General features: G+C 69.0%; 22 protein-coding genes, 1 tRNA gene and 1 pseudogene. 1 reads left to right on the top strand and 23 read right to left on the bottom strand.

Translation table 11 applies throughout. The features are described from left to right. Positions 1-5: 5 nt before the first annotated feature. From C4V41_RS19470 to C4V41_RS65345, 10 genes and pseudogenes are all read right to left on the bottom strand, one after another. Positions 6-1,232 (bottom strand): enolase C-terminal domain-like protein, encoded by a 1,227-nt coding sequence (locus C4V41_RS19470; protein WP_103957378.1) that lies wholly within the window; start codon positions 1,230-1,232, stop codon positions 6-8. Then, positions 1,229-4,204 carry a glycoside hydrolase family 38 N-terminal domain-containing protein gene (locus C4V41_RS19465; RefSeq protein ID WP_103957266.1) on the bottom strand — a complete coding sequence of 992 codons (2,976 nt, stop codon included), beginning with the start codon at positions 4,202-4,204 and terminating at the stop codon, positions 1,229-1,231. The genes C4V41_RS19470 and C4V41_RS19465 overlap by 4 nt, the downstream gene beginning before the upstream one ends. After that, the gene (locus C4V41_RS19460) at positions 4,204-5,013 is read right to left on the bottom strand and encodes a carbohydrate ABC transporter permease (protein ID WP_103957265.1); all 810 of its coding nucleotides are present in this window, start codon (positions 5,011-5,013) and stop codon (positions 4,204-4,206) included. The genes C4V41_RS19465 and C4V41_RS19460 overlap by 1 nt, the downstream gene beginning before the upstream one ends. Beyond that, a complete protein-coding gene (locus C4V41_RS19455; RefSeq protein ID WP_235030229.1) occupies positions 5,010-5,858 on the bottom strand; it encodes a carbohydrate ABC transporter permease in 849 nt (282 codons plus the stop codon). Before C4V41_RS19455 ends, C4V41_RS19460 begins: the two co-directional genes overlap by 4 nt. After that, a complete protein-coding gene (locus C4V41_RS19450; RefSeq protein WP_103957264.1) occupies positions 5,855-7,105 on the bottom strand; it encodes an ABC transporter substrate-binding protein in 1,251 nt (416 codons plus the stop codon). The genes C4V41_RS19455 and C4V41_RS19450 overlap by 4 nt, the downstream gene beginning before the upstream one ends. 18 nt (positions 7,106-7,123) lie before the next feature. Next, positions 7,124-7,822 (bottom strand): FadR/GntR family transcriptional regulator, encoded by a 699-nt coding sequence (locus C4V41_RS19445; RefSeq protein ID WP_103957263.1) that lies wholly within the window; start codon positions 7,820-7,822, stop codon positions 7,124-7,126. A 54-nt stretch (positions 7,823-7,876) separates the two neighbouring features. Beyond that, on the bottom strand, positions 7,877-8,404 hold the full coding sequence (locus tag C4V41_RS19440; RefSeq protein WP_146103714.1) for a DUF305 domain-containing protein: 528 nt from the start codon (positions 8,402-8,404) through the stop codon (positions 7,877-7,879). Between the two features lie 62 nt (positions 8,405-8,466). Further along, a complete protein-coding gene (locus tag C4V41_RS19435; protein WP_103957261.1) occupies positions 8,467-9,417 on the bottom strand; it encodes a phosphotransferase family protein in 951 nt (316 codons plus the stop codon). A gap of 29 nt (positions 9,418-9,446) precedes the next feature. Then, on the bottom strand, positions 9,447-10,415 hold the full coding sequence (locus C4V41_RS19430) for a sulfatase-like hydrolase/transferase (RefSeq protein WP_268808622.1): 969 nt from the start codon (positions 10,413-10,415) through the stop codon (positions 9,447-9,449). Between the two features lie 200 nt (positions 10,416-10,615). After that, positions 10,616-10,951: pseudogene (locus C4V41_RS65345) on the bottom strand (sulfatase-like hydrolase/transferase); the annotation flags it as partial. A 197-nt stretch (positions 10,952-11,148) separates the two neighbouring features. On the opposite strand from C4V41_RS65345, the gene C4V41_RS19420 reads away from it, so the two are divergent. After that, positions 11,149-11,616, top strand: a complete 468-nt coding sequence (locus C4V41_RS19420) for a YcxB family protein (protein WP_103957258.1) — start codon at positions 11,149-11,151, stop codon at positions 11,614-11,616. Here the strand turns inward: C4V41_RS19420 and C4V41_RS19415 are convergent. The 13 genes from C4V41_RS19415 to C4V41_RS19350 form a co-directional block, all read right to left on the bottom strand. Then, on the bottom strand, positions 11,613-11,939 hold the full coding sequence (locus C4V41_RS19415) for a hypothetical protein (protein WP_103957257.1): 327 nt from the start codon (positions 11,937-11,939) through the stop codon (positions 11,613-11,615). The genes C4V41_RS19420 and C4V41_RS19415 overlap by 4 nt on opposite strands. 19 nt (positions 11,940-11,958) lie before the next feature. Continuing rightward, positions 11,959-12,210 (bottom strand): hypothetical protein, encoded by a 252-nt coding sequence (locus tag C4V41_RS19410; protein ID WP_103957256.1) that lies wholly within the window; start codon positions 12,208-12,210, stop codon positions 11,959-11,961. A 171-nt stretch (positions 12,211-12,381) separates the two neighbouring features. Next, entirely contained in the window at positions 12,382-13,017 is a 636-nt protein-coding gene (locus C4V41_RS19405) for a class I SAM-dependent methyltransferase (protein WP_103957376.1), read from the bottom strand. A 282-nt stretch (positions 13,018-13,299) separates the two neighbouring features. Further along, positions 13,300-14,223 (bottom strand): phosphotransferase family protein, encoded by a 924-nt coding sequence (locus C4V41_RS19400; protein ID WP_103957255.1) that lies wholly within the window; start codon positions 14,221-14,223, stop codon positions 13,300-13,302. Positions 14,224-14,608: 385 nt separating this feature from the next. Beyond that, positions 14,609-14,685 (bottom strand) — tRNA-Thr (locus tag C4V41_RS19395). Positions 14,686-14,743: 58 nt separating this feature from the next. Next, on the bottom strand, positions 14,744-16,348 hold the full coding sequence (locus C4V41_RS64265; RefSeq protein ID WP_235030251.1) for an alpha/beta hydrolase: 1,605 nt from the start codon (positions 16,346-16,348) through the stop codon (positions 14,744-14,746). 56 nt (positions 16,349-16,404) lie between these two features. Further along, positions 16,405-17,247 carry a PSP1 domain-containing protein gene (locus C4V41_RS19380; protein WP_407670009.1) on the bottom strand — a complete coding sequence of 281 codons (843 nt, stop codon included), beginning with the start codon at positions 17,245-17,247 and terminating at the stop codon, positions 16,405-16,407. A gap of 110 nt (positions 17,248-17,357) precedes the next feature. Next, on the bottom strand, positions 17,358-18,377 hold the full coding sequence (locus C4V41_RS19375; protein WP_103957253.1) for a permease-like cell division protein FtsX: 1,020 nt from the start codon (positions 18,375-18,377) through the stop codon (positions 17,358-17,360). An 8-nt stretch (positions 18,378-18,385) separates the two neighbouring features. Then, the gene (locus tag C4V41_RS19370; protein WP_146103713.1) at positions 18,386-18,913 is read right to left on the bottom strand and encodes a SigE family RNA polymerase sigma factor; all 528 of its coding nucleotides are present in this window, start codon (positions 18,911-18,913) and stop codon (positions 18,386-18,388) included. Positions 18,914-19,089: 176 nt separating this feature from the next. Then, entirely contained in the window at positions 19,090-19,344 is a 255-nt protein-coding gene (locus C4V41_RS19365; RefSeq protein ID WP_146103712.1) for a hypothetical protein, read from the bottom strand. Between the two features lie 13 nt (positions 19,345-19,357). Continuing rightward, complete coding sequence (locus tag C4V41_RS19360) at positions 19,358-20,530, bottom strand: DNA polymerase III subunit delta' (RefSeq protein ID WP_103957251.1); 1,173 nt, start codon at positions 20,528-20,530, stop codon at positions 19,358-19,360. A gap of 9 nt (positions 20,531-20,539) precedes the next feature. Further along, a complete protein-coding gene (tmk, locus tag C4V41_RS19355) occupies positions 20,540-22,582 on the bottom strand; it encodes a dTMP kinase (RefSeq protein ID WP_103957250.1) in 2,043 nt (680 codons plus the stop codon). A gap of 141 nt (positions 22,583-22,723) precedes the next feature. Beyond that, positions 22,724-23,281, bottom strand: coding sequence for a helix-turn-helix domain-containing protein (locus C4V41_RS19350; RefSeq protein ID WP_200824074.1), 558 nt, complete (start codon positions 23,279-23,281; stop codon positions 22,724-22,726). Positions 23,282-23,342 lie beyond the last annotated feature (61 nt).

Below are 23,342 nucleotides of genomic sequence, written 5' to 3'. Positions count from 1 at the left end.
TTAACTTATGGGGTGATTTCTACGGTCGGATCCGCGAAGCGCTCGTTCGGGACGGTCGCGTACCAGTCGGGCCGTCCCGGATCGCGGTCGTAGGGATAGCCACCCAGCTCCCGGTAGAGCTCGGCGTAGCGCGCCACCCGCTCGCGATCCAGCCGCACGCCCAGCCCGGGACCTGACGGCACGGCGATGGCGCCGTCGGCGTAGGCCAGCTTGCCGCCCTCGATCACGTCGTCCCTGAGCTGGTGGTAGTGCGCGTCGGCGGCGTAGGTGAGGTTCGGCAGCACCGCGCCCAGGTGCAGCATGGTCGCGAGCTGGATGCCCAGCTCCCCCGACGAGTGCACGGCCACCCCGAGCTGGAACGTCTCGCACACCCCCGCCGCCTTGACACACGGCCTGATGCCGCCCCAGAACGTCGTGTCCAGCAGCACCACGTCGGCGGCCCGGCGCAGCACGTTGGAGGCGAGCTGCTCGAAGTTGACCACGACCGTGTTGGTGGCCAGCGGCACCTTGACCTGCTCGCGCACGATCCTGAGCCCTTCGAGCCCCCAGACGGGGTCCTCCAGGTAGTCGTTGTTCAGCCCCTCGATGGCCCGGCCGAAGCGCAGCCCCTCGGCCACCGACAGCACGGCGTTGGGGTCGTACCTGAGCCGGTCCTGCGGGAACGCCTCGGCCAGCGCCCGGTAGCACTCCAGCTCGTAGTCGGGCGGGAACACCCCGCCCTTGAGCTTGTGCACGGTGAACCCGTGCTCCGCCTTGAGCCGCGCGGTCTGCTCGACGAGCTGGTCGGGGGTGCGGATCTCGGGGTGGCCGTCGGCGGCGTACCGGAAGAACAGGTAGGAGGCGAACGGCACCGCGTCGCGGATCCGCCCGCCGAGCAGGTCACTGGCGGAGACCCCAAGGTGCCGGCCGATGAGGTCGATGCAGGCGAACTCGATGGCGGCCAGCAGTTGCGTGCGGTTGTTGTAGAGCGAGGCCGTCGGGTTGGCGATCTTGAAGCGCAGCGCCTCCAACTGGAACGGATCATGACCCTTCAGGTACGGCACCAGCGCGCGGAACGCCGCCTCCGCACTCTCCCCACCTCCTCCCATCTCCCCCAGGCCGACCAGCCCGTTGTCGGCCTCGACCTCGACGATCGTGCGGATGAACCGCCCCCAGTGGGCGCCGTTGCTGTGCCGCAGCGGCGCCTCCAGCGGAACCGCGACCGTCGTGGCCCGGATATCGACGATCTTCACGCGCACGTCCCCCAAACGACGGCCACTCCACAGGCCGGCAGTGCCACCTTGACCGACTCGTCCACGACCTCCAGGTCGCGCGCCGAGCGCAGGCCCGCCAGTTTCACGGTCACCTCGACGGGCTCGGCGGCCAGCGACTGCAGTCGCACCACCCGCTCGTCACCCGCCCGGCCGATCGACGTGACGAGGACGTCGGGATGGTCGACGCTCACGTACGTCTCGGAGACGTCCGGGCTGTCGGTGATCAGCGCGCCCACGAACGGCTCGGTCAGCCCCGAGGCCGTCGACGCGCCGAGCCGCCGCCCCTGGACGCCCGCCTCCGAGCCGACCGCGTAGCGGAACGTGGTCTCGCCCTGCTGCTGTGCGGGGAAGTTGGTGTCCCAGATGTTGTTGAGTGCCCACGAGTAGACCGTGCCGTCCTCCTGGTCGAGGGTCGGCGGGAACGGCGCGTACGGCATGTGGATGGTGCCGAGCTGCACCAGCGGCGCCTCCATGGTGACCCAGGCGACGGTCAGCTCGGCGTCCTCGAAGGCGATCCAGTGCCTGATCGGCAGCATGTACTCGGCCGAACCCGGCACCCTGGGCACGTCCGGGCCGCCCACGCCACCGGTCAGCTCCCAGGCCGTGGGCGCGCTCGCGGCGAACGGGAAGGCCAGGAAGACGGCCTCCTTGGCCGGGGTGCCCTGCTTGGCGAGCCGGTAGGTCAGGTCGACCCGGGGCACGCCGTAGTGGAGCTCGATCGTGGTGCGGATCCAGTCGACGCCCTTGCCCCGCAGCTCCACGACCAGCTTCTCGCCGACGGCGGTGCGCTCGGTCTTGGTGACGGTGGCGTGGGTGCCGATGGCGCGGTCGCCGAGCAGGGTGCGGTCGTGCGCGCCGACGTGGCCCGACAGGTGGTTGAAGTGCGGGGCGGTGGCGTACTGGTCGTAGACGTACTGGCCGAATCCGGCGGCGGCCTCGCCGTTGACCAGCTCGCGGCCCGCGCGCTTGTCGAAGATCGAGCTGATGTAGCCCTCGCGGACGTCGTACGTCACGCGGTAGAACTCGTTCTCGATCATCGTGCCCAGGTCGAGGTCGACCGGCTCGGGGGCCTGGCTCTCACCTGGAACGACGTCCACCCGCGCGTAGCCGTAGCCGGGGACGTCCGGCACGAGGGCGTGGATGTGCCGCCCGATCGGCCGGGTCGGCCAGTCCACCGGGTCCACGAACTCCTCGTGGTGCGGCAGCGTCCGCCCGGTGCGCGAGTCCACCAGCGCGATCGGCACGTCCGCGCCCACCACGTCTCTCGGCAGGAACGCGCGTACGACGTCGGTCCGCTCCCGGGTGCCGGGGTTGAAGACGGCGAACGAGGCCAGCGCGCCGCCCTCGGCGCCCACCTCCGACAGCGCCGCGCCGAACCTGCGGGTCGCGGCGTGCAGCAGGTCGGCCGCGTCGTCCTGGGCGTCGTAGGCGCCGGAGGACTTGCGCGTCCACTGCAGGCCGCCGGAGTCGCCCGCCTCCTCGGCGTCCTCCCACGGGTTGGCCGCGCCCCAGGTGTGCTCGTTGAACAGCGCGACCTTGTCGTAGGCGGCGTCGATCTGCTCGGTGGCGTCCACGCCCGCGAGCGTGTGCAGCGTCTCGGCGACCCGCAGCGCCGACTGCGCCCGGCGCACGTAGCCCAGCGGGCGCGCGCCCGAGCCGAGCCCGTCGGCCCACCAGTCGGTCCAGTCGCCCTCGTGCACGGCCAGCCGGTCGAGGTAGCGCTCCTCGACGTGCTCGAAGAAGTCGCTGTTGACGGCCGAGCGCAGGCGCGGGAAGGCCCACTCCTCGTTCCAGCGGCGCGCGATCGACGCCGGCACGATCGACGGGCCCGCGTTGTCGGCGTGCGCGCCCTGCACGCGCAGGTGCAGCGCGTCCAGCTCGTACGGCTCCCGCGGCGCGTCAGGCCCCTGCCACCCGAACGTCCCCGGCCCGTACGGGTAGCCCCGCGTGGCCAGCGCCGACAGGTAGCGCGGCAGCAGGTCGTCGGCCAGCTCGTAGGAGTCGGTCAGCCCGACCGTGTTGCCCTCCATGTACGCCATGCCGTGCGGCGTGTCGGTGAACCACACGAGAATCTCGTTCCCGCTCGGCGCCCGCCACCGGAACGGCCTGGTCAGCTTGTCACCGCCGTGCAGATAGGGCACCGAGCGCCCCGCCCAGTTGTGGGCCGCGGCCAGGTAGCGCACGCCGGCCGCGTTGAGCGCGTCCACCAGCCCGACGACCGCCCCCGGCACGTCGGTGTGCATGGCCGACTTGGTGGCGAAGCCGAACCGCCGTTCGAGCTGGTGGGTGAAGCGCAGTTGCCGGTGCAGCTCCTCGGTGGAGCACGCCTCGGTGTGCAACTGGAACGGCAGCGCCGTCACCTCGATCAGGCCCGCCCTGGCCAGCCGGGCGAACGACTCGACCCGCTCGGCGGGCCGGGCGTCGAGCCACTTCAGCGCCGGCATCGAGGACTCGACCGTCCACCGGAACTTGGCGTCGTCCGGCCAGGACTCGGTCTCCTCCGCCAGCCGTACCGCCGCGTCGAGGTAGTCGAGGTGGTGGCGGAGCACCGTGCCCTGCGGGTCGGTGTAGCCGATGTCCAGGTGCGAGTGGTGCACCACGAACACGCTCCACTTGCGCTGCGGCGTCACCGTGATCGGCGCGCTGCCGATCACCCCGGCGTCGTCGCGGCACTCCAGGGTCAGCACGCGCGGCGCGTCCACCTCGGGGACCAGCAGCGTCACGTCGGTGCCGGACGCGCTGTCCACCCCCACGAGCACGTGGGTGAGCGGCTCGGTGCTCGACACCCGGACCGCCTGGCGGCCGTCGTGGGTGAACAGCGGCAGCACCGCGACCCGCACTTCGAGCCCGCGCACGCGGATGACCGGCGTCGAGGTGTCGTCGCGCAGCGCCTGCCTGATCCCGTCGTAGTCGGGGCTTCCCAGGCTGCGCTGGAGCAACCGGCTGGTCATTACACACTCCCTAGAGACAGGCCCCTGGCGAAGAGGCGCTGGGTGGCGAGGAACAGCACGACCGTCGGCAGCGAGACCACGAGGCCCGCGGCCAGGCCGACGGGGACCGGGGTGCCGGCGTACACGTCGCTCATGAGGCCCGCGATGGCGGTCATCACGGGCCGTACCTCTTCGGTCTGGGTCAGGGTCAGGCCGAAGATGAGGTCGTTCCAGATGAAGGTGAACTCGAGGATGAACACGGCCATCAGCGCGCTGAACGAGATCGGCAGGTAGATCCGCCAGAAGATGCGCCAGGTGGAGGCGCCGTCCATGCGCGCGGCCTCGAAGATCGAGAAGGCCACGCCGCTGTAGAAGTTACGCAGGACGAACGCGGCCAGCGGCACGTTGACGGCCGTGTAGACGAGGATCATGCCGACGCGGCTGTCGTACAGACCGGCGTCGCTGTAGCCGACGAACAGCGGCACGAGCAGCATCTGCGTGGGGAAGACGGTGCCGCCGAAGATCAGCAGGAACCACCAGAAACCGCCGCGCAGCCGCAGCACCACGATCGTGTACCCGGCCAGCGCCCCGATGATCACTCCGAGCAGCGGGGAGACGACGCTGTACAGGGCGGTGCTGGCCAGGCTCTGCGTCAGGTTCGCGCTCTCCAGGGCCCGGCCGAAGTTCTCCAGCAGCGCGAAGTCGCCGGACGGCACCCACGCGCGGCCCGGATCGTAGGCGTCGGCCGGCCGCGAGGCGTTGACGAGCAGCAGGTAGGTGGGCCCGAGCCAGATCAGCCCGAGCACGATGAGCACGGCGCGCCTGATCACGTGGCGGTCACCTGCCTGCGCAGGTAGAGGTAGGAGGCCAGCCCCGTGACGACGGTCAGCATCACCGCGACCGCTGAGCCGTAGCCGTAGTCGCTGGCCACGAACGTCTCCTTGTACATGGTCACCGCCAGCGTCTCGGAGTTGCGCCCCGGGCCGCCCTGCGTCATCACCCACACGATGTCGAACGTCTTCAGGCTGGCCACCAGCGCGAGCCCGACCACGACGGCGGTCAGCGGGCGCATCAGCGGCCAGATCACGTGCCGGAACAGCCCCCACCCCGAGGCCCCGTCGAGCCGCGCGGCCTCGATCGGCTCCTTCGGGATCGACTGCAGGCCCACCACGAACAGCAGCGTGTTCACGCCGAGCTGCTGCCACGTCCAGACCAGCAACATGGCGAGCGTGTTGTACGGCGCCTCCTGCAGGAACGCGGTGTCCACGCCGAGGAGCAGGTTGGCGATGCCGTCATGCGACAGGATCGGGCTCCACACCATGGCGAGGCCGGCGCCGCTCAGCGCGTACGGCAGCATGAACGGCACCCGATACCACGCGCCGCCCTTGATGTCGTAGGACAACACCGCGACCAGCAGCCCGAGCCCGACCGGCAGCACCATGGTGCCGATCACCCAGAACAGCGTGTTGCGGGTGGAGGTGAGCAGCGCGGGGTCGTCGAAGAACTTGGTGAAGTTGGCCAGGCCGATGAAGGCCGGCGGCTCAAGCCCGTCGTAGCGGGTGAGGCTCAGGTAGGCCGTCCACAGGAAGGGCGCGTACAGCAGCCCCGCGACCAGCAGCGCCGCGGGCGCCACGTAGCCGTACCTGAATCGGCCGAGCATGGGCGCGCGGGTCACTGATGCGTGCTCCAGTACTCGTCGGCCGCCTTCTGGATCGTCTCCAGGACCTCCTTGTACGTGCCGGGCTCGGTGACGAACTTGCTGAACCCGTCGAGCGCGGCGGTCAGGATGGGCGGCGGCGTCGCCTCGAAGTAGCGGTTGACCAGGCGATACTTACCGCCGCCGGCGTCCTTGGTGACCGCGCCGAGGGCCTTGTCGGCGATCTCCACCTTCGGGTTGGCGCTGACGTCGCCCCGGCTCGTCGCCCACTTCTCCTGGGCCTGCGAGGTGGTCCACCACTTGAGATACTTCAGGCCGGCATCCGGGTCGGCCGCCTTGGTGAGCGAGCACAGCGGCCCGCTTTCGAAGATCATCGAGGTCTTCGGCAGCGCCGGGTTGACGTTGGGGATGACGAAGAAGTCGTAGTCGGTGCCCGGCTTCAGGTTCCGCTGGCTCATGCTGGTGTTGAACCAGGTGCCGAACGAGACCATGGCGGCCTTGCCGTTCTTGAGCACGTCACCCGGGTCCGTCTTGTCGCCCGGATTAACGAAATATCCGGCGTCGATGAGGGTCTTCCACTTCTCCATCACCTGGACCACGCCCGGGTCGGTGTACTTCGCCTTGCCGGTGGACAGGCGGTCGTACAGGTCGGGGTCCATACCGGCCATGAGCTGCTCGAACCAGACGAAGGAGAACAGCACGCTGGTGTGGTAGAAGGCTTTCACGCCGTTCTTCTTCAGCGTCTCGGCCACGGTGATCAGCTCGTCCCAGGTGGCCGGCGGCTTCAGACCGTACTTGTCGAAGACCTTCTTGTTGAAGAACATGCCCCAGTACGCGACGTTCATCGGCACGCAGTACTGCTTGCCACCGATCGTGTAATAGGGGGCCAGGTCCTGCGACAGGTCGCCTGCCTTGATCGCCTCCTGCCAGATGGCCGTGGTGTCGGCCACCTGCTTCTGTTTGACGATCTCCTCCAGCATCCCCCCGGTCTGCCAGGTGAACAGGTCGGGCTTGACGTTCGTGCGGAACGACGCCTTGATGAACGCCTGGTACTGAGCGGAGTCCGTATAGCCCGTCGGCTTCATGCCCAGGCCGATGCTCTGCTTGGACAGGGCGCCCATCTCATCGAAGTACTTCGTCCACGCGCCCTTGTCGTTGTACAGCGTCAGCTCGGTCTTCTTCTGCGGCGCTGCGGCGCCATTGCCACCGCAGGCGGTCAGGACGAGCGCCGCCACGCCGAGCGTGACAACACGTGACCGGAACATGGGCCGGCCTCCTTGGTTCTATCGGGGGGATTGCAACCTGTGCTCTATAACGGTCTTCACGTCCACCAGGTGGGCCCGCATGCGCGCCTCGGCCTGCGCCGCGTCGCGTGCTTCGATGGCCTCCAGGATGGCCAGGTGCTCGTCGTAGTCGCGGCGCCGGTCGTCGAAGATCTGCAGGATCTCGCGCTGCTCCGGTCCGTGCACGGTGAGCAGCGAGTCGACGACCTCGTTCAGCACGCTGTTGCCCGCCATCCGGGCGGTCGCCCGGTGGAAGGACATGTTCGCGTCGTGCAGCTCCGCGTCCTCGCCGCGCAGATGCCTGCCCGCCTCGTCGAGCACCCGCTTGAGCGCCGCCAGCTCCTCCCGGCCGGCGTGCTCGGCGGCCATGGCGGCCAGCGGGGGCTCGATGACGATCCGCGCGCCCAGCAGTTCGAGGAGCTGGGCGCCGTGCATCTCGCGCATGTTCGGGTTGGGCAGGACCAGCCGCTCGATGTCGGCCCCGACATAGATGCCGGAGCCGTGCCGCATCTCGATGGCCCCGGTGGCCTCCAGCCGCCGTAGTGCCTCGCGCAGCGTCGGGGTGGTGACGGCGAAGCGCTGGGACAGCTCCCTGGTCGAGGGCAGCCTGTCGCCCGGCCGGTGCCCTCCGGTGCGGATGAGCTCCAGCATGCGCTCGGTCAGAGCGTCGGACAGCGTGGGCCGCGTTACCTCGGACATATCAAGTGATCTAATCACTTAATGCCAAGGACGTCTACGAGCAGAATGTTCTGGCTACTTCTTGATGAGGTCCATCATCAGGTCGATCTGCGACCTTCGGGAGGCCTGCACCTGGGCCGCCCACTGCTGGACGGCCGGGTTGGCCCCGCCCGACACCTCGCCGGCGGCCATCTGCACGGCGTCGTCCTGGTGCGCGATCAGCAGGTTGAGCACGTCGTAGTCGAAGTTCTTCGACTTTTTCAGCGCCTGGATGCGCTTGACGTCGGTCTCCGGCATGCCGCCATGGTGGTCGTGCGCGCTGGTGGCGGGGGTGAGCGGCTGGTCCCAGGAGTGCAGCCAGCGCAGCATCATCTCGACCTCGTCCTGCTGCGTGCTCTCGATGGCCGCGGTCAGGTTCTTGAGCTCGGCGTTGGTGGCGCGGGAGCTTCCCACCCTGGCGATCTCGATGCCCTGCCGGTGATGCTGGACCATCATCTGCACGAACATCACGTCTTCGGCGTTGACCGGGGCCTCCTGGGGCCGCTGACCGCAGGCGGCGGCCAGCAGGATGCCCACGGCCGCCATCGCATGCCTTACGCGCACCAGCCGCTCCTTAACTAATAGGAAACCTTCCTAATCGAATCTGCCAGCTCGCGCAAGGGCCCTTACACGAACGCGAGCGCCTGCTCCGTGTGGTGCCTGGCGATTCCCATCATGAACTCCCTGTCCGGGAAGTCGCCATCCAGCAGGCGCAGCGGCCCCGCGACGAGCGACAGGTGCTGGGCCAACCGGTAGAAGGTCAGCCGCCGTTCGTCGAGCCCGTCGATCCGCAGGTGCTCGTAGTCGGGGCCGAAGCGGATGCGCAGGAAGACGTGCTCCCACTCGACGTCGAAGAACGACGTGCCCTCGATGTCGATGAGCACAGGTTCGTCCTGATCGTCCACCAGCACGTGGTCGGGCCCCAGCTCGCCGTGGATGAGCCCGTAGTCGGCGCGCTCCTCGATGCCGGCGGCCAGCTCGCGGACGCGCTCGCCCAGCTCCTGTTCGACCTGCCCGATCCGCTCGACCCGCGCGGCCGCCTGGGCGAGGTCCTTCAGCGCCCAGCCGAGCACCAGCTCCACGCAGTCTCGCCGCCCCTGCCCGCTCTCGACCGCGGCGACCGTGCCGTGCTCCGGTGACCGGCATTCCGCCATCGCCCTGAGGCTCGCCGCGAGCCGGTCCATCACCCGCCGGCCCCCTTCGGGGTCCCGTGCCAGCCGGTCCTCCAGCGATCCGGTACGCACGTCCTCGATCAGCGCGACGTCGGCAGGGTAGTGCTCCCTGCCGGCGTCGGCGTGGTAGAGGTGCGGGACCCGTACGCCGATCTCCCGCAGGCGCCTCTGTGCGGCCTCGAAGAACCGCAGCCCGGAGCTGGGCGACTCGGTGTCCCAGAAGTTCTCGTCCTCGGCCCACGAATAGAGCACCGCGCTGTCGCCGCGGTCGAACTCCAGCCGGTAGACGCCCTTCTTACTGCCGCCTTTCAGCCGTTCGACGTGGACGAGGTCACGGCCGAGCGCCTTCCTCGCGAGATCTTTGACCTGTTCCGGCTCGGCGAATTGCCGCTTGGCTCCTTGCATGGAGGAATCCTGGCGTATCCGGGCACCGGTTAGTTGAGCCGCGCGGCGGTCCAGCAGTCGGCCGCGCCCGGCCGGCCGCATCCCGCCAGCCGTTCGAGCACCGGCTTCAGCTCGGCCGTCCTGGCGTGGTCCGGGACGTTGGACTCCTGGTTCGGGTCGGCGACCATGTCGTAGTACTCGGGCTTCGGGTCGCCCTGATACTCGACGTACAGGTCGCCGGCGGTCCGGATCGCCTCGTACGTGGGCGGCTCGGCGTTGTCCGCCTGGAGGTCCTCGGCGTCCGGGTCCGGCTCGCCCGGCGCGGCCGGATTCGGCTTGACGTGCTCGATCAGGGCCACCTCGCGCCAGTCAGGCGCCTTGTGCCCCTCGATGAGCGGCAGCAGGCTGTGCCCGTCGCGCTTGTCGCGGGCCGGATGCTCGATGCCGGCCATGTCGAGGAACGTCGCGAACAGGTCCACGTTCTGCACGATGTTCGAGCTCACCAGGTCACCCTGCCGTCCCGCCGCCGGGCGCTTGACCAGCAGCGGCACCCGGACGTCGTGGTCGTAGGCGGTGGACTTGCCGCGCGGGAGGCGGTGCTGGCCGAGGTGGAAGCCGTTGTCGCTGGTGAACACCACGTACGTGGTGCGCCGCTCCTCGTCCGTCAGCGTGCCCATGACCCGCTCCACCATGTCGTCGATCGACTGCACCATGCGGATCCGGTCACGGAAGTCCTTGCGCAGCTCCTTGGTCAGCGGGGCTCCGATGGGCGCGCGGCGTACCCAGGCGGGCTTGTCGGCGGTGTCCTCGTTGAACGCGGGCAGCTTGGTCACGTCGATGCCCGCGCAGTCGGGCCCACCGCAGTCCCCGTGCGGGAACTGGTTCTTCGGCCGGTCGCGGCGCGCGGGCGGGAAGCGCGGCTCCTTGTCGCCCGGCTTGACGCCGAGGCGGGCATGCGGCGCGAACGGCGCGACCTGCAGGAAGAACGGCTTTCCCGGCGCGTATTCGCGGGACCGCACGATGAAGTCCACGCCCGCTGCCCGAGCTCGTCCACCAGATATTTGCCGCCACCGGGGTCGATCGGCTTCTGGCCCTGTTCCCTGATGTAGCGGGTGAGCTGGTATTTGAACTCGTTGTATCCGCCCCCGGCCGCCACATGCCACTCGTCCCACCCGGCCGGCACGTGATAGTCGGTGGCGACCGGATATTCGTTGATGTACTTGCCCAGGTAACCCGTGCGATAGCCGGCCTGGTCGAGAGGGACGGCGTACGTACGGCCCTCGTGCTTCTGGAACGCCTGATAGCCGCCGCCGTCGGAGCCCTTGTTCGTGGCGACGCCCGTGTTGTGCGGGAACTGGCCGGTGAACATGGAGGCCCGCGAGGGGCAGCAGAGCGAGTTGGACACGTAGTAGTCGGTGAACCTGGTGCCGTCGGTGGCCAGGGCGCTGACGGTGTCCATGTACGGGAGCAGGTCGGCCGACATGTCGTCAACGAGGAAGAAGATGATGTTCGGCCGCTTGGGCTGCACCGTATTGGCGCCGGCCTGCGACGTCATGGTCAGTGCCAGGACGACGGCTAACGCCATCGCCAGGCTTCTCCGGACGTTTCGGGTCACGGACATGACTGCCTCTTTTGACTTTCTTGGGATATCAGGGTTGCCGGTGAACGACGCTAATCTCCTCACGCGCGGCCGATCAACCGATCTCTCCTCCAGAATTCCTGGCAGCCGCGTTCTCGGCGAAAGGCGGCAGGATGGATTTCACCGTGGACTACCGGCCCACGCCCGACGAAGTGATGCGGGCGTTCGAGCAGGCGCTGAAGCGGAGGTTGAAGGTCTTTCTCTGGCTGCTGCCGACACTGCCGGCGGCGCTGGGCATCATCAGCCTCCTGCTGTCGACCAGCAGCGCCGTGGGGATCGGACTGCTCGTCACCGCGGCCTTGACCCCCTTCGTGGCCACCTGGTCGCTTCGCCGGACCGCCCGGCCGCAGATCGACCACCTCTGTGTGCCCGGCACGCTTCACATGACCGACGACCACTACGAATGGCGTACCGAGCAGGTCACCACCACCATGCGCTGGTCCCTGTTCGACGAGATCGTGACCGGGCCCGAGTTCTGGCTGCTGTTCATCAAGCGGCAGCCCGCGGCCTTTCTCCCCAGGCGCGCTTTCAGCCCGGAGCAGCAGGCCGAACTCGACGCCCGCCTGAGCGCCAGACCCTAGACGAGCTTGCCGAACACCACGGGCGAATGGTCGGCGTCGAGGGTGCTGACCTTGCCCGTTTTGACATCGATCAGGCGGTAGCCGCCGTAGTGCATTCTGACGATCACTCCGGATGAGCCGGCCCAGCCCTCCACTGCGAGGACGTTGTCGTCCTTCATCGTGAAGGTGCGGCTCTTTCCGTCGAAGCCTTCCACGTCCACCTCCGGCCGCCGGTCGTAGGCGTGGGCGTACATGGTGCCGTCGGCCGACAGCATCACGCGGCCGCCGGAGGCGACGTCGATCTCCGTCTTGGAGCCGTCCAGCCAGATCTGGTCGTCTCCCATCGATGAGGGTGAGCGTTCCTCAGGCGTAGTGAGCGATTCTCAGGCCGTTCCGGCTGATTCTCAGGACGTCTCCATGCCGGCCGGGCATGGTTCCGCGGGCGCCGGAGGAGGTGACGAGCACCCAGTCGCCGTCGGCCGGGAGGTAGGCGTACCGAATGGGGCCCTTCGGGAGGCCCACGGGCAGGGTGGGCCGCACGTACGGCGGGGAAGGCGGCGGGTATTCGACGCTCTGAGGCAGTTCCGGCGACGCCAGGGCCAGGAGCGCGACCACCGCCGTGACCCCAGCCGAGCAGATCGGCCACGTTCTCTTCGGACCATCCGTCGTGACGAAGCCCGACCACGGCGGCCCGCTCCCGCCTTTCCGGCCTGAGAAAAAGGAAACGCCGGTAGAGCGTGAAGTAGGCGTCGCGGGAATCACCGTGACGCACGAGAGCCCGGGCCGTCAGCCGCTCGGCCTGGGCCGACGCAGAGTGAGCGACTGAAACCGGACCTCATCCGCACCCACAGCATGAAAGTCAACGATCTCGAAGTTTCCGCGCGCGTACCCCTTGAGTTCGTCATCAGTCCGAAATGAGAAGAACCGAGGAGGCCGATGATCGTCCCCCTCGAACGGACCTTCTCCCGTCAGCTTGCCGCCCCCGTACACCCCCAGAAAGAACAGCCCCCCAGGACGCAACAACCGATGGACCTCATCCAGCACCGCGGGAAGATCCCGGTTGGGCACATGCAGAAGACAGTTGACGGCATAGACCGCATCGAACGAACCCGACGGGAAATCGAGACTCAGAAAATCCATGACACGGGCGTCCAGGCCCTTCTCCCGGCACAGTGCGACCATGGCGGGAGACAGATCGACAGCCACCACTTCCCTGCCGTTCTCCTGGAAGTACGCACTGTCCTGACCGGTCCCGGCACCGATCTCCAGCAGCCGCTCGCACTCGTGGCCCCGCAGACGGCTCAGAAACGCTTCCCGCTCCGCCAGCTTCCACGCCGCCTTGCCGCTCGCGTCACGCCGCTCGGCACCATCATCGTAGGCCGCCCGCAGCGGACCGATCACATCGTCATAGCGAACACTCATCGCGCCATGATGGTCCACAAGAGATCCCCGCACCAGGCCGCACAGCGAAGAGCAGACTTGCCGCAGCCGGCACCCGCCAGGAGCGCGCAACCGCCAGGCGACGCCCGCGATCCCGATCGCGCCTCTGGCGTCTGACCAGGCCCGAGGCAGGTGTCGGTGTCGGTGGGGGTCATCGACTGTCGCCTCGAACTCGGGACGCGCACCCGGCGCGGAAGCGGGTCGCTGTCACCTGAGCAGCGCTTCAAACTCGCGCCGCGCACCCAGCGCAGAAGCGGGTCACTGTCACCTGAGCAGCGCCTCGAGCTCGGGAAGTCGGCCGAACAGTTCGGGGAGGCCGCGCACTCCGTTGCGCACGGACTCGTGCGACAGCGCGAGGTCAGGGCCGGTGCCGGGCTCGACACCGGCGAGGCAGCGGAGGATGTTCCACCTCGTGTGCCCCAGCCAGCCGCTGATCATGAACACGAACCAGCTTGGACCCGGCGGCGGCAGCACTCCGCCTCCTGCGACGTAGCCGTTGAGGACCGAACGGAAGATGGCAGGCTTGACGTCGTCGAAGCCGGGTCCCTTCGCGAGGCTCAGCGCTGTCGAGCCGAGCTCACTGGACAGGTCGAGCATCCCCGAGAGCTCCCAGTCGAGCACCACCGGCCGGCCCTCTCGTGCGAGGAGGTTCCACGGTTGGATGTCCTTGTGGGTCAGCACGACGGGGCCTGGGCGCTCACAGGTGTCGACGAAGTCGGCAATTGCGAGGAACGTCTCGACCTGGGAGGTGAGTTCGCCGGCCCACGGCTGTCCGGTCGCCGTCGCCCGCGCGGCGAGTTCGGGCCAGTCCCGTGACGTCGGGTCCTCGATCGAGACGTGGGTCCACGCGACGTCGAGCGCGTGGATGCGCGCCAGAATCTCACCGATCTCGAACGCGTACGCCGGCGACACGGGTGCTTCGGGCATCTTCTCGCCCTCGACCCACCGGTGGACGAGCGTGTGATGGCCGGCCGAGATCGGCTCCGGCATCGGGATGCCGGCGGCGAAGGCCGCCTGTTCGAACCTGAACACGTCCTCGGCACAGTAGGCCCAGCGGCGATCGAGGAGGTTCAACTCCTTCACCGCGAATGACCCCTGGTCGGTGTCGAGCCGGTACATCCGGTTGGCGAACCCGCCGTGGACACGGACCATCGGACCGATCGGCGTCCCGAGATGTGAAAGATCCACCCCACGCAATCTAGGGCTCGCAGTTCGTCGATGCACCTGCATTACCCGCGATGCGTGCCCAGAGCAGTGTGGTCAACGGGTCGTTTTCGGTGAGGTCTGGCCACCTGCTGAGGACATGCCGGCGCCGGACGGTCGTTTCCGCCAGGACGGCGCCGGGCGGTCGTTTGCGCCGGGACCCGCTACCGGGGCTCCTGGCCGCGGGTCCGCGACAAGCCACGGGGGCGTCTTCCGATAGCGACACCGCCGGCTCGTGATGGTGACTCACGACGAGCGGCAAGGTCTGGCACGACACCCCAGGACGCGCAGAAAGACCTTGACTGTCACAACCAGAACTGGAACGTAGACACGCAGAAGCCCTCCGCGATCCTGCGGAGGGCTTCAGTGCTGGAGCCGCCTTCGGGATTCGAACCCGAGACCCCTTCATTACGAGTGAAGTGCTCTGGCCGACTGAGCTAAGGCGGCGTGCTGTTCAGCAGCTTGGAAGAGTCTACAGGAGTCTTAGGGGTTCTCGCTCCCTCGATCATCCGATCCCCGGACAGACCGTCCCGTCCTCTGGTGCGGCCCCCGTCACCAGATACCGCTCCACCGCCCCGTCCACACACGGCGACCCGTTGAAGTACGCCGTGTGCCCGTCCCCCTCGAAGCCCAGTAGCACGCCCGACTCCAGTTCTCCCGCCAGCGCCCGCGCCCACCTGTACGGCGTCGCCGGATCCCGCCTGGTGCCGAGGACCAGGATGGGTGGGGCGCCGTGGGCCGTCAGGGGGTGGCTGTCGAAGGTGGCCGGGGCCGGCCAGTAGGCGCAGGGCAAGGACGACCACATGATGGACGGCCCGAACCTGGGCGCCCGGGCCGACGACGCGGCCGCTTCCCGCTCGTAGTCGGCCGGATGGGTGCCGTCCACGCAGTTGATGGCCATGTTGGCCTCGCTCTGGTTGGAGTAGGTGCCGTCCTCGTCCCGGCCGATGAGCTGGTCGGCGTTGTGGAGCAGCATCCGGCCGTCGCCGTGGAACGCCTGGCGGAGGGTCTCGGTCAGCTCCGGCCAGAGCTCGCGGTCGTAGAGGGGCGTCAGCAGGCCGAGGGTGGCCAGCGCCTGCGTCACCTCCCGCCCGCCCCCGGGTAGGGGCCGCCCATCCCTATGACGGCCGTCCCCGGGCGACGGTCGCCCATCCGTGCGACGCCCGCTCCCAGGCGACGGTCGCCCATCCGTGCGACGCCCGCTCCCAGGCGACGGTCGCCCATCCGTGCGACGCCCGCTCCCAGGCGACGGTCGCCCGTCCGGACGACGACCGTCCCCGGGCAAGGGCCGCTCGTCCGTACGCCGGAGGAGCCGGCCCACCTCCGCCACGGCGCCGTCCACGTCCCGGCTTCTGAACGGGCACCCTGCCTCCCTCAAACACTCCGCCGCGTACGCCCGCAGCGCCTCCTCGAACCCCACCGCCTGGTCCGAGTTGAGCCGCGCCCGCGAGGCCGCCGGGTCGAGCGCCCCGTCCAGCACCAGGGCACGCACCCGGCCAGGGAACATATCCGCGTAAACCGCACCCAGAAACGTCCCGTACGACTTCCCGAGATAGGTCAGCTTCTGGTCCCCCAGCGCCTGCCGCAGCAACTCCAGATCCCGCGCCACATCGACGGTCCCCAGGTACGGCAGCAACCGCCCGGCCCCCCGCCGGCACCCCTCCGCGAACCGACGCGCCCCCGTCTCCAGGTCTGTCCGTTCGGCGGCCGAGTCGGGGCTGGCGTCCAGGGAGAAGAACGTGTCCAGCTCCTCGTCGCCCAGGCACTCGACAGGCGCCGACCCTCCGACCCCGCGCGGATCGAACCCCACGACGTCGAACCGCTCCCGGATCTCCTCGCTCACGACGATCCGGGCCGCCCTGGCATACTCGACGCCCGAACTGCCCGGCCCGCCCGGATTGAGGACGAGTGACCCGATCCGCTGCCCGCCCCGGGCCGGCAGCCGGATCACCGCGAGCTCCACCCGTTCACCGCCGGGCGCCCCGTGATCCAGCGGGACCCGCAAGGTCGTGCACTCGAACCCGTCACCGCAGTCCGTCCAGGCCGGTCCCCCGGCTACCGGACCGGACGGTCGCGGATCGGCGCAGCCGGAAGCGAGCACCATCGCCATCGCCACGGCGACCGCACCCGCCCGACGACACCTGCCGCGCGCCGCCACAGCGCCCGTCAGACCGTCTCCCCCGCCTCACCCCCGTACGTCGAGTCGTACGCCTTCCGCGGCCCGCACACGCTGGCCTTCGAACACGCGCACCGCCGCCCGCCGTCGTTGAGCCGCACCACCACGGAGTCGGACGGTACGTTGTGCCCCACCACCGTCCCCGCCCCCTGAGGAGTCTCCACGGCGGCCCCCACCCGGGGAGCCGAGGCACGGAACTCCTGGTAGAGCGGATGCTCGTATTTCAGGCAGCACATGAGCCGCCCGCACGCGCCCGCGATCCGGAGAGGGTTGACCGGCAGGTCCTGGTCCTTGGCCATGCGCACCGAGACCGGCTCGAAATCCTTCAGGAACGTGGCACAGCACAGGTCACGGCCGCAGGGGCCGATGCCGCCCTGGAGCCGCGCCTCGTCCCTCGGCCCGATCTGCCGCAGCTCCACCCTGGCCCGCAGGTTGCGGGCCAGGTCGCGCACGAGAGCGCGGAAGTCCACCCGGTGCGGCGCCGAGAAGTAGACCGTATAGACGTTGTCCTGGTCGAGATAGTCGATCCCGACGACCTTCATCGGCAACGTGTGCCGTTTGATCAATCGTTTGGACACGCTCCGGGCCTCGGCCCTGCGGCGTTTGTTGGTTTCGTCGCGGGTGAGATGGTCTTCCCCCGCGGGGCCGGCGCACACCGGCAGCCCGTCGATGTCGTCACTCGTATATTGCGGCGCCCACACGCACTCCGCCACCTCGGGACCCGAGTCCGTCGGCACGAGCACCTTGTCGCCCACCTTGGGGGTGTGCTCGCCGGGATCGAGGTAGTAGAGCCTCCCGTAGCGGGTGAAGCTCACGGCCATGATCATTCCCATGGGCTCGAGCTCGCCTCCTGACGGCCTAGGGGTTACTTACGGCCTTCGTAGCCACATTACGTGTGTCCGTACACCGGAGGTCAGGGGCTAGCGCGCGGATCTTCGCCGCCTCACTTGATGACGGGGCACACCTTCTCCTCCGGTAGCGGCTCCAAACCGTAATCGACCGACAGCGAGTGAAGGTCGGCCCTGCATATGCCGCTGATGACCTGGGCCACCCCTGGTTGCTTCTTCAGCTCACCGGCCAGATCGGACCACTCGGTGCCCTTCTTCAGCCTGATCCTGAACGATTGCGGCATGTCACCCAACCGAGTCGCATCCACGAGCTCCTTATTCTTCGCGAACGACTCCTTGAAGTTCTTGTAGGCCTCCGCCTGGGTCTCGAAGACGAACTCCTCGACCCCGGGCGTCTCGATGATCAGCTCTTCGAGCGCCACCCTCTCGCCGCTGGTGATGGCCTTGCCCTCCGCGCCGTTCTTCTTCCTCCCCGCGCACGGCGGCTGCTCCGGCCCCTTGCTGCCGCACAGGAAGACGTTGAGGTGCCACTTCGGCTTCTCGGGCCGCACGGCAGCGGCGGCCGCATGATCCACGACCTCCCTGACCCCGGCCATCCTTCCCACCGATGTCTGGATCTGCTTGGAATCGGCGCCCCGCTTGAGTTGCAAACTGAACAACGGAGGCAGGTCGGTCACCTTGACGTGATCGACGAGCACCTTGTTGGCGGCGTATTTCTTCCTGAAGTCTTCGTAGGCGCTCGTCCGGCTCACGAAGAACATCCGCTCGACCTGTGGCAACTCCCTCAGTGCGCGCTCGATCGTCTTCGTCTGCTGGGGGGTGGCGGCACCTGCCTTGCACGGCGGCATCCCGAGGTCCGAGCCGGTGCACAGGAAGACGGACACCTTCGCCGTCACGGTCGTCGGCGGGCTCACCGCCGTGGCGCGATCCTCGTCATCGGACCTGGCGCCCAGCGCCGCCGCGGTCGCCGCCCCCGCGAGCATCACGACCACAGGCACCGCCACCCACCGGAGATCCATCCGAAACCGCCGCTCCGGCGCCCTCAGCGGCTTCAGCACGCTGGTGTCCACCGCCGCCCCCGCCTCACTGAGGGCTTCGCGCAGTCTGTCTTCCACCGGGCTGTTCATGCATTTTCCCCAAGCACTCGGCCGAGGGCCGCCAGCCCCCGCGCGATCGTTGACCGGACCGTGCTCGCGCTCACGCCCATCGTCTCGGCGATCTCCTGATCGGCGAGCTCGAAGTAGTAGCGCAGCGTCAGCGCCTCGCGCTGCCTGCGGGGCAGCCCGCGCAGCGCGACCAGGACCTCGCGTCGCTCCTCACCCAGCAACGCGGCGCTCTCCGCAGACCAGACGGGCGGCTCGTACGGCACCGCCTTCCTGAACACCGTCGCCCGCCTGCGCAGCACCGACCGGCACCCGTTGAGCACCGCGGAGCGCACATAGGCCAGCGCCTTGTCGGCGTCGCGCAACCGGCCACGGCCGGCGTGCGTGCGCGCGAACGCGTCCTGGACGACGTCTTCGGCGGTCGCCTGATCGCCGACCATGATGAGGGCCAGTCGCACCAGCCCCACATGATGCTCGGCGAAGATCGACGCCACATCGACCCGCTGCCGCGTCAGGGCCTGTTGTTGGCTGAGTAGTTCGGCTTCCACGTAACAGAGACGCCTGGGAACCTCATCTGCTGCTCGGGTCACACGGTCATCTTCAACCCCGCACGGCTACCGCTTCGGCGCGCACACCTTGCCGTCGACCCCGCTCATCCCGTATGTCACGAACAGCTTGACCTGGGCGCGGTGACACCTCTCGTTGAACACAGAGAACACGCCCTTCAGGCGTAGGCACTGGCACGATCGACGAACAGCACGTCGGTGACCCCCGGCACCTTCGTCAAAAGGCTCTCGACCTTCCGCCTCTGCGCCGCGGTGGCATACCGCTTGCCACAGCCGTAGCCGGCCGGCGTACACAGGAAGACGTTGATCCCCCACTCGTCCGTGACCCGGATCTCCGAGGAAGGCACCGGATCCTGCGCCACGAACGACTGCCCGCCGAGCGCCACGACGGCAGCAACGTATAACCAGTTCACGAACCCACTCCTGTCAGGACCGCAGGGCCAGCATCATCGCTTCGACGGCCATCTGCGGATTGACGTTCGCGGCCAGCCGTTCCCTGCACCGCATGATCGCATCGATGCGCCGCAGCGTCTCCTCAGGGGTGGACGACTTCGCGAGTTGATCCAGCTCGAAGCGAATGTCGTCGTTGGCCAGCTCGACCCCGGCCCCGAACTGCATCGCCAGCACGTCCCGATAGAACGACACCAGCTCCAGCAACGCCGAGTCCAGCGAGTCGCGCTTGATCCGGGTGGCCCGCGACTTCTGCCGGTCCTCCAACTCCTTCAGCGCCCCGGCCCCGCCGCGCACCAGCCCCCGGTTGAGCCCCTTGCCGGTGGACCCCTCCCCGTACAGCTTGCGCAGCTCGGACGTCTCGTTCTCGTTGAGCGCGATCGTGGCGGCGGCCGCCTCTTCCTCCGCCGTCTTCACCAGCCGCTCGGCGGCCGAGACGCACTCGCCGACGCCGGTCAGCGAGCGCGGGATGCTCAGCACCGCCTCCCTGCGCCGCCTGACGCCCTCGTCGAGCGCCAGTGCCCGCGCTCTGCCGATATGTCCCTGCGCGGCCCTGGCGGCGAACCTGGCCGTCTCCCAGGGCACGCTGTCGCGGGTGGCCAGCACGTGGGCGACGGCCTCGGCGCCGGGGGTGGTCAGGTTGACCAGGCGGCACCGCGACCTGATGGTGATCATGAGGTCGTCGGGGGCGGGCGAGCACAGCAGCCAGACCGTACGCGGCGGCGGCTCCTCGATGGCCTTGAGCAGGGCGTTGGCCGCCGACTCCGTGGCGCGGTCGGCGTCCTCGAACAGGATGACCCGCCAACGGCCCTGCGTCGGCGCGCCGGCCGCGCGCAGGATCAGCTCCCGGGTCTGCTTGACGCTGTAGGAGAGGCCCTCGGGACGTACGGACTCCAGATCGGGATGCGAACCGATGAGCACCTGGTGGCACTGGTCACAGTGGCCGCAACCGCCCTCCGGGCACATCAGCGCCGCGGCGAAGGCGCGGGCCGCGACCTCCCGACCGGCGCCGGGCGGGCCGGTGAACAGCCAGGCGTGCGTCATGCCCGCGCCGCGCCCGCCTCCGACGACCTCGCGCGCCGCCGCCGCGGCTCGCGACAGCACGGCAATCGCCTGGTCCTGCCCTACGAGGTCATCGAAAACCGTCACGGGGTAAGGCTAGTCGCGGATGGCGGGCATCGTACCCGTGATGTCTTCTGACTCTCGCGGCACCGGGTCGGGCAGGATGTCCCTGATCCGATCCTGGATCTGTCGGGTGATCACGTCCTGCGACAGCGTGCCGTCGACGACGAGGTAGCGCTCGGGCGCCGCCGCCGCCAGCGCGCGGAACTCCTTGCGCACCCGCTGGTGGAACTCCAGCGGCTCCGACTCGATCCGGTCGGCCGCCCCGCCCAGCCGGGTCAGCCCGATCTCCGGCGGCGTGTCGATGAGCACGGTCAGGTGCGGCACGAGCCCGCCGGTCGCCCAGGCGTTGATCTTGGAGACGTCTTTGGGGTCGAGCGCCCGGCCGGCGCCCTGGTAGGCGAGCGAAGAGTCCACGTAGCGGTCGGTGACCACCAGCGAGCCCCGGTAGAGGGCCGGCCTGATCACCTTCTCCACGTGCTCGGCACGGTCGGCGGCGTAGAGGAGCGCCTCGGAGCGCGCCGACAGCCCGCGCTCGGCCGCGTCGAGCAGGATGGCCCGCAGCCGCATGCCGACCTTGGTCGAGCCCGGCTCGCGGGTCTGCACGACGTCATAGCCCTGGTCGCGCAGCCAGATGGCGGCCAGGCGCGACTGGGTCGTCTTGCCCGACCCCTCGCCGCCCTCGAACGCCACGAACAGCCCCGGCACGTGCTCGGCCGCCTTGGTGGCGAACTGCTCGCCGCGCACCGCCGCGAGCAGGTCGGCCGCCAGCGAGACGCCCTTCCTGTCGTCCATCTGCCGCAGCGCCAGCAGGCCGACGCCCATCGCCAGCGCGCCGCCGACCACCAGCACCAGGTTGGTCCCGTCGAAGCGGTAGGCGAACTCGCCGAGCGTCAGCGTGTGCTCGCCGAAGATGGCGGCCACCGGGTTGGCCAGCGCGACCACCAGCAGCAGCGTCACGCGGGCGGTGGACTGCAGGAACGAGAACGTACGGCCCCGCAGCGCGTCTTCGACCTCAAGGCCGATCAGCGTGTAGCCGATGATCCAGGCGATCCCCGCGCACGCCCCGAGCACCACGGTCAGCATGACCACGATCACCAGGTTGTGCACCAGCGCGATCGCGACGAGCACCAGCCCGGCGACGGTGATGGCCAGGCCGAACAGCCGCCGCCGCGACAGCTCGCGCAGCAGCCTCGGACCGAAGAACATGCCGAGGGCCATGCCGACGAAGACCGCGCCGAACACCACACCGTAGGCCGCGTCGCCGCCACCGAGGGCCACCACGTAGATCTTCGCCACGCCGACCACGGCGCCGCCCGCGGCGAACGCCCCCAGCATGCCGATGACCAGGCCGCGCACCAGCCGGTTGCCGCCGACGAACCGCCAGCCCTCAACGACCTGCTTGAGCACCGAAGGGGTGGAGATGGCGCCGTCGCGCTTGGGAATGTCGCGCAACGTGAAGATCAGGAAGGCCGACACGAGGTAGGCGCAGGCGTTGACGATCAGGGCCAGGCCGGTCGCGTCGCGCCCGGCCATGAACGGCACCACGCTCGTGAACAGGTCGCCGACCACGGACAGCGCCGCGAACAGCATGGCCGCGATCGGCGCGGTGCCGTACGTCACCAGCAGGTTGAGCTGGTTGGCCGCCTCAAGCTGTGTCTTGGGCACCAGGTTGGGCACCGTGGCGTCCTTGGCCGGCACCCAGAACAGGTTGACGCACTCGACGAGAACGGTCGCGACGATGACCCACTGGTAGCTGTTCACGAACGGGATCGACAGCACCACGGCGAACCTGGCCAGGTCGGCCGCGACCATCGTCAGCCGCCGGTCGAACCGGTCGGCGAACACCCCGGCGAGCGGCCCGAGCAGCACGGCCGGCAGCATCTTCGCGACGAAGACGCCGCCGATGGCCAGCGACTGCACCCGGTAGTCGCCCTGGGTCAGGTTGCCCGCGAGGGCGGTGAGCGCCAGGAGATTGAGCCAGTCGCCCAGACTGCACACGGACATGGCCGTCCAGAGCCGGCGGAAGGGCGCGTTGGCCAGCACGTGAGCCGGGCGGCTTCGGCCAGGGACAGTCATGATTTCAGCGTATCCAGGTGTTGACCGGAAGTGGGTAGTCAGGAGGCGAGCCGGATATTCCCGGCTGCTCGTGGCCGAGGGTATTACGTGAGCGGGCTTGGGCGCAGGTTACACACCTCGAATAGGCCCCCAAAAACATCATCAATTCATAACTCCGACCTCTTGCCGCGCCTCTTCCACCAATGGCCGCCACGCGGCCCGGATCTCCGCGGGAAGGGTGAGCTCGTCCCACAACTCGACCAGCAGCACTCCGTCGACGTGATCGAACAGCTCGCCCGGCTCGCCCCCGCACAGCAGCACGGTGTAGGCGGCCCGCCGTTGGCCACGGTCGGCCAGACGGTAGGTGCGGCCGCGGACCCGCGCCACGCCCAGCGCGGCGGCGATCGGCAGCCGGGGCAGCCGGTCGGGCACGTGGAACGCCCGGCCGTCGCTCGTCACCCGCGCGGTGAACTCGATCTTGGCCTCCAGCACCAGCCGGAACCCGGCCGCGTCGAGGATGCGCCCGGCGGTCTCGAGCGTCGGCGACTTCCTGCCGTGCTCATACGCCGACAAGGTGGTCCTCGACGTGCCGCTCACGCTGGCCAGGGCCTTCTGGTTGAGGCTCGCGGCCCGCCTGGCCTGCCTGAACAGCTGCCCGCCGCGCTCGGCCCAGCAGGCGACCTCCTGCCGCAGCGCCCCCTCCATCGGCGACGAGACCATGCACACCTCCACGTTGTATCCGAGCGGATACTACTAGAAAATGGCAGTCCGTGACCAGTGG

Source organism: Nonomuraea solani, from assembly GCF_900108335.1.
Lineage (GTDB): Bacteria > Actinomycetota > Actinomycetes > Streptosporangiales > Streptosporangiaceae > Nonomuraea > Nonomuraea solani.
Note: the sequence above shows the minus strand (reverse complement) of the source record. Positions and strands in the feature narration are given on the sequence as shown.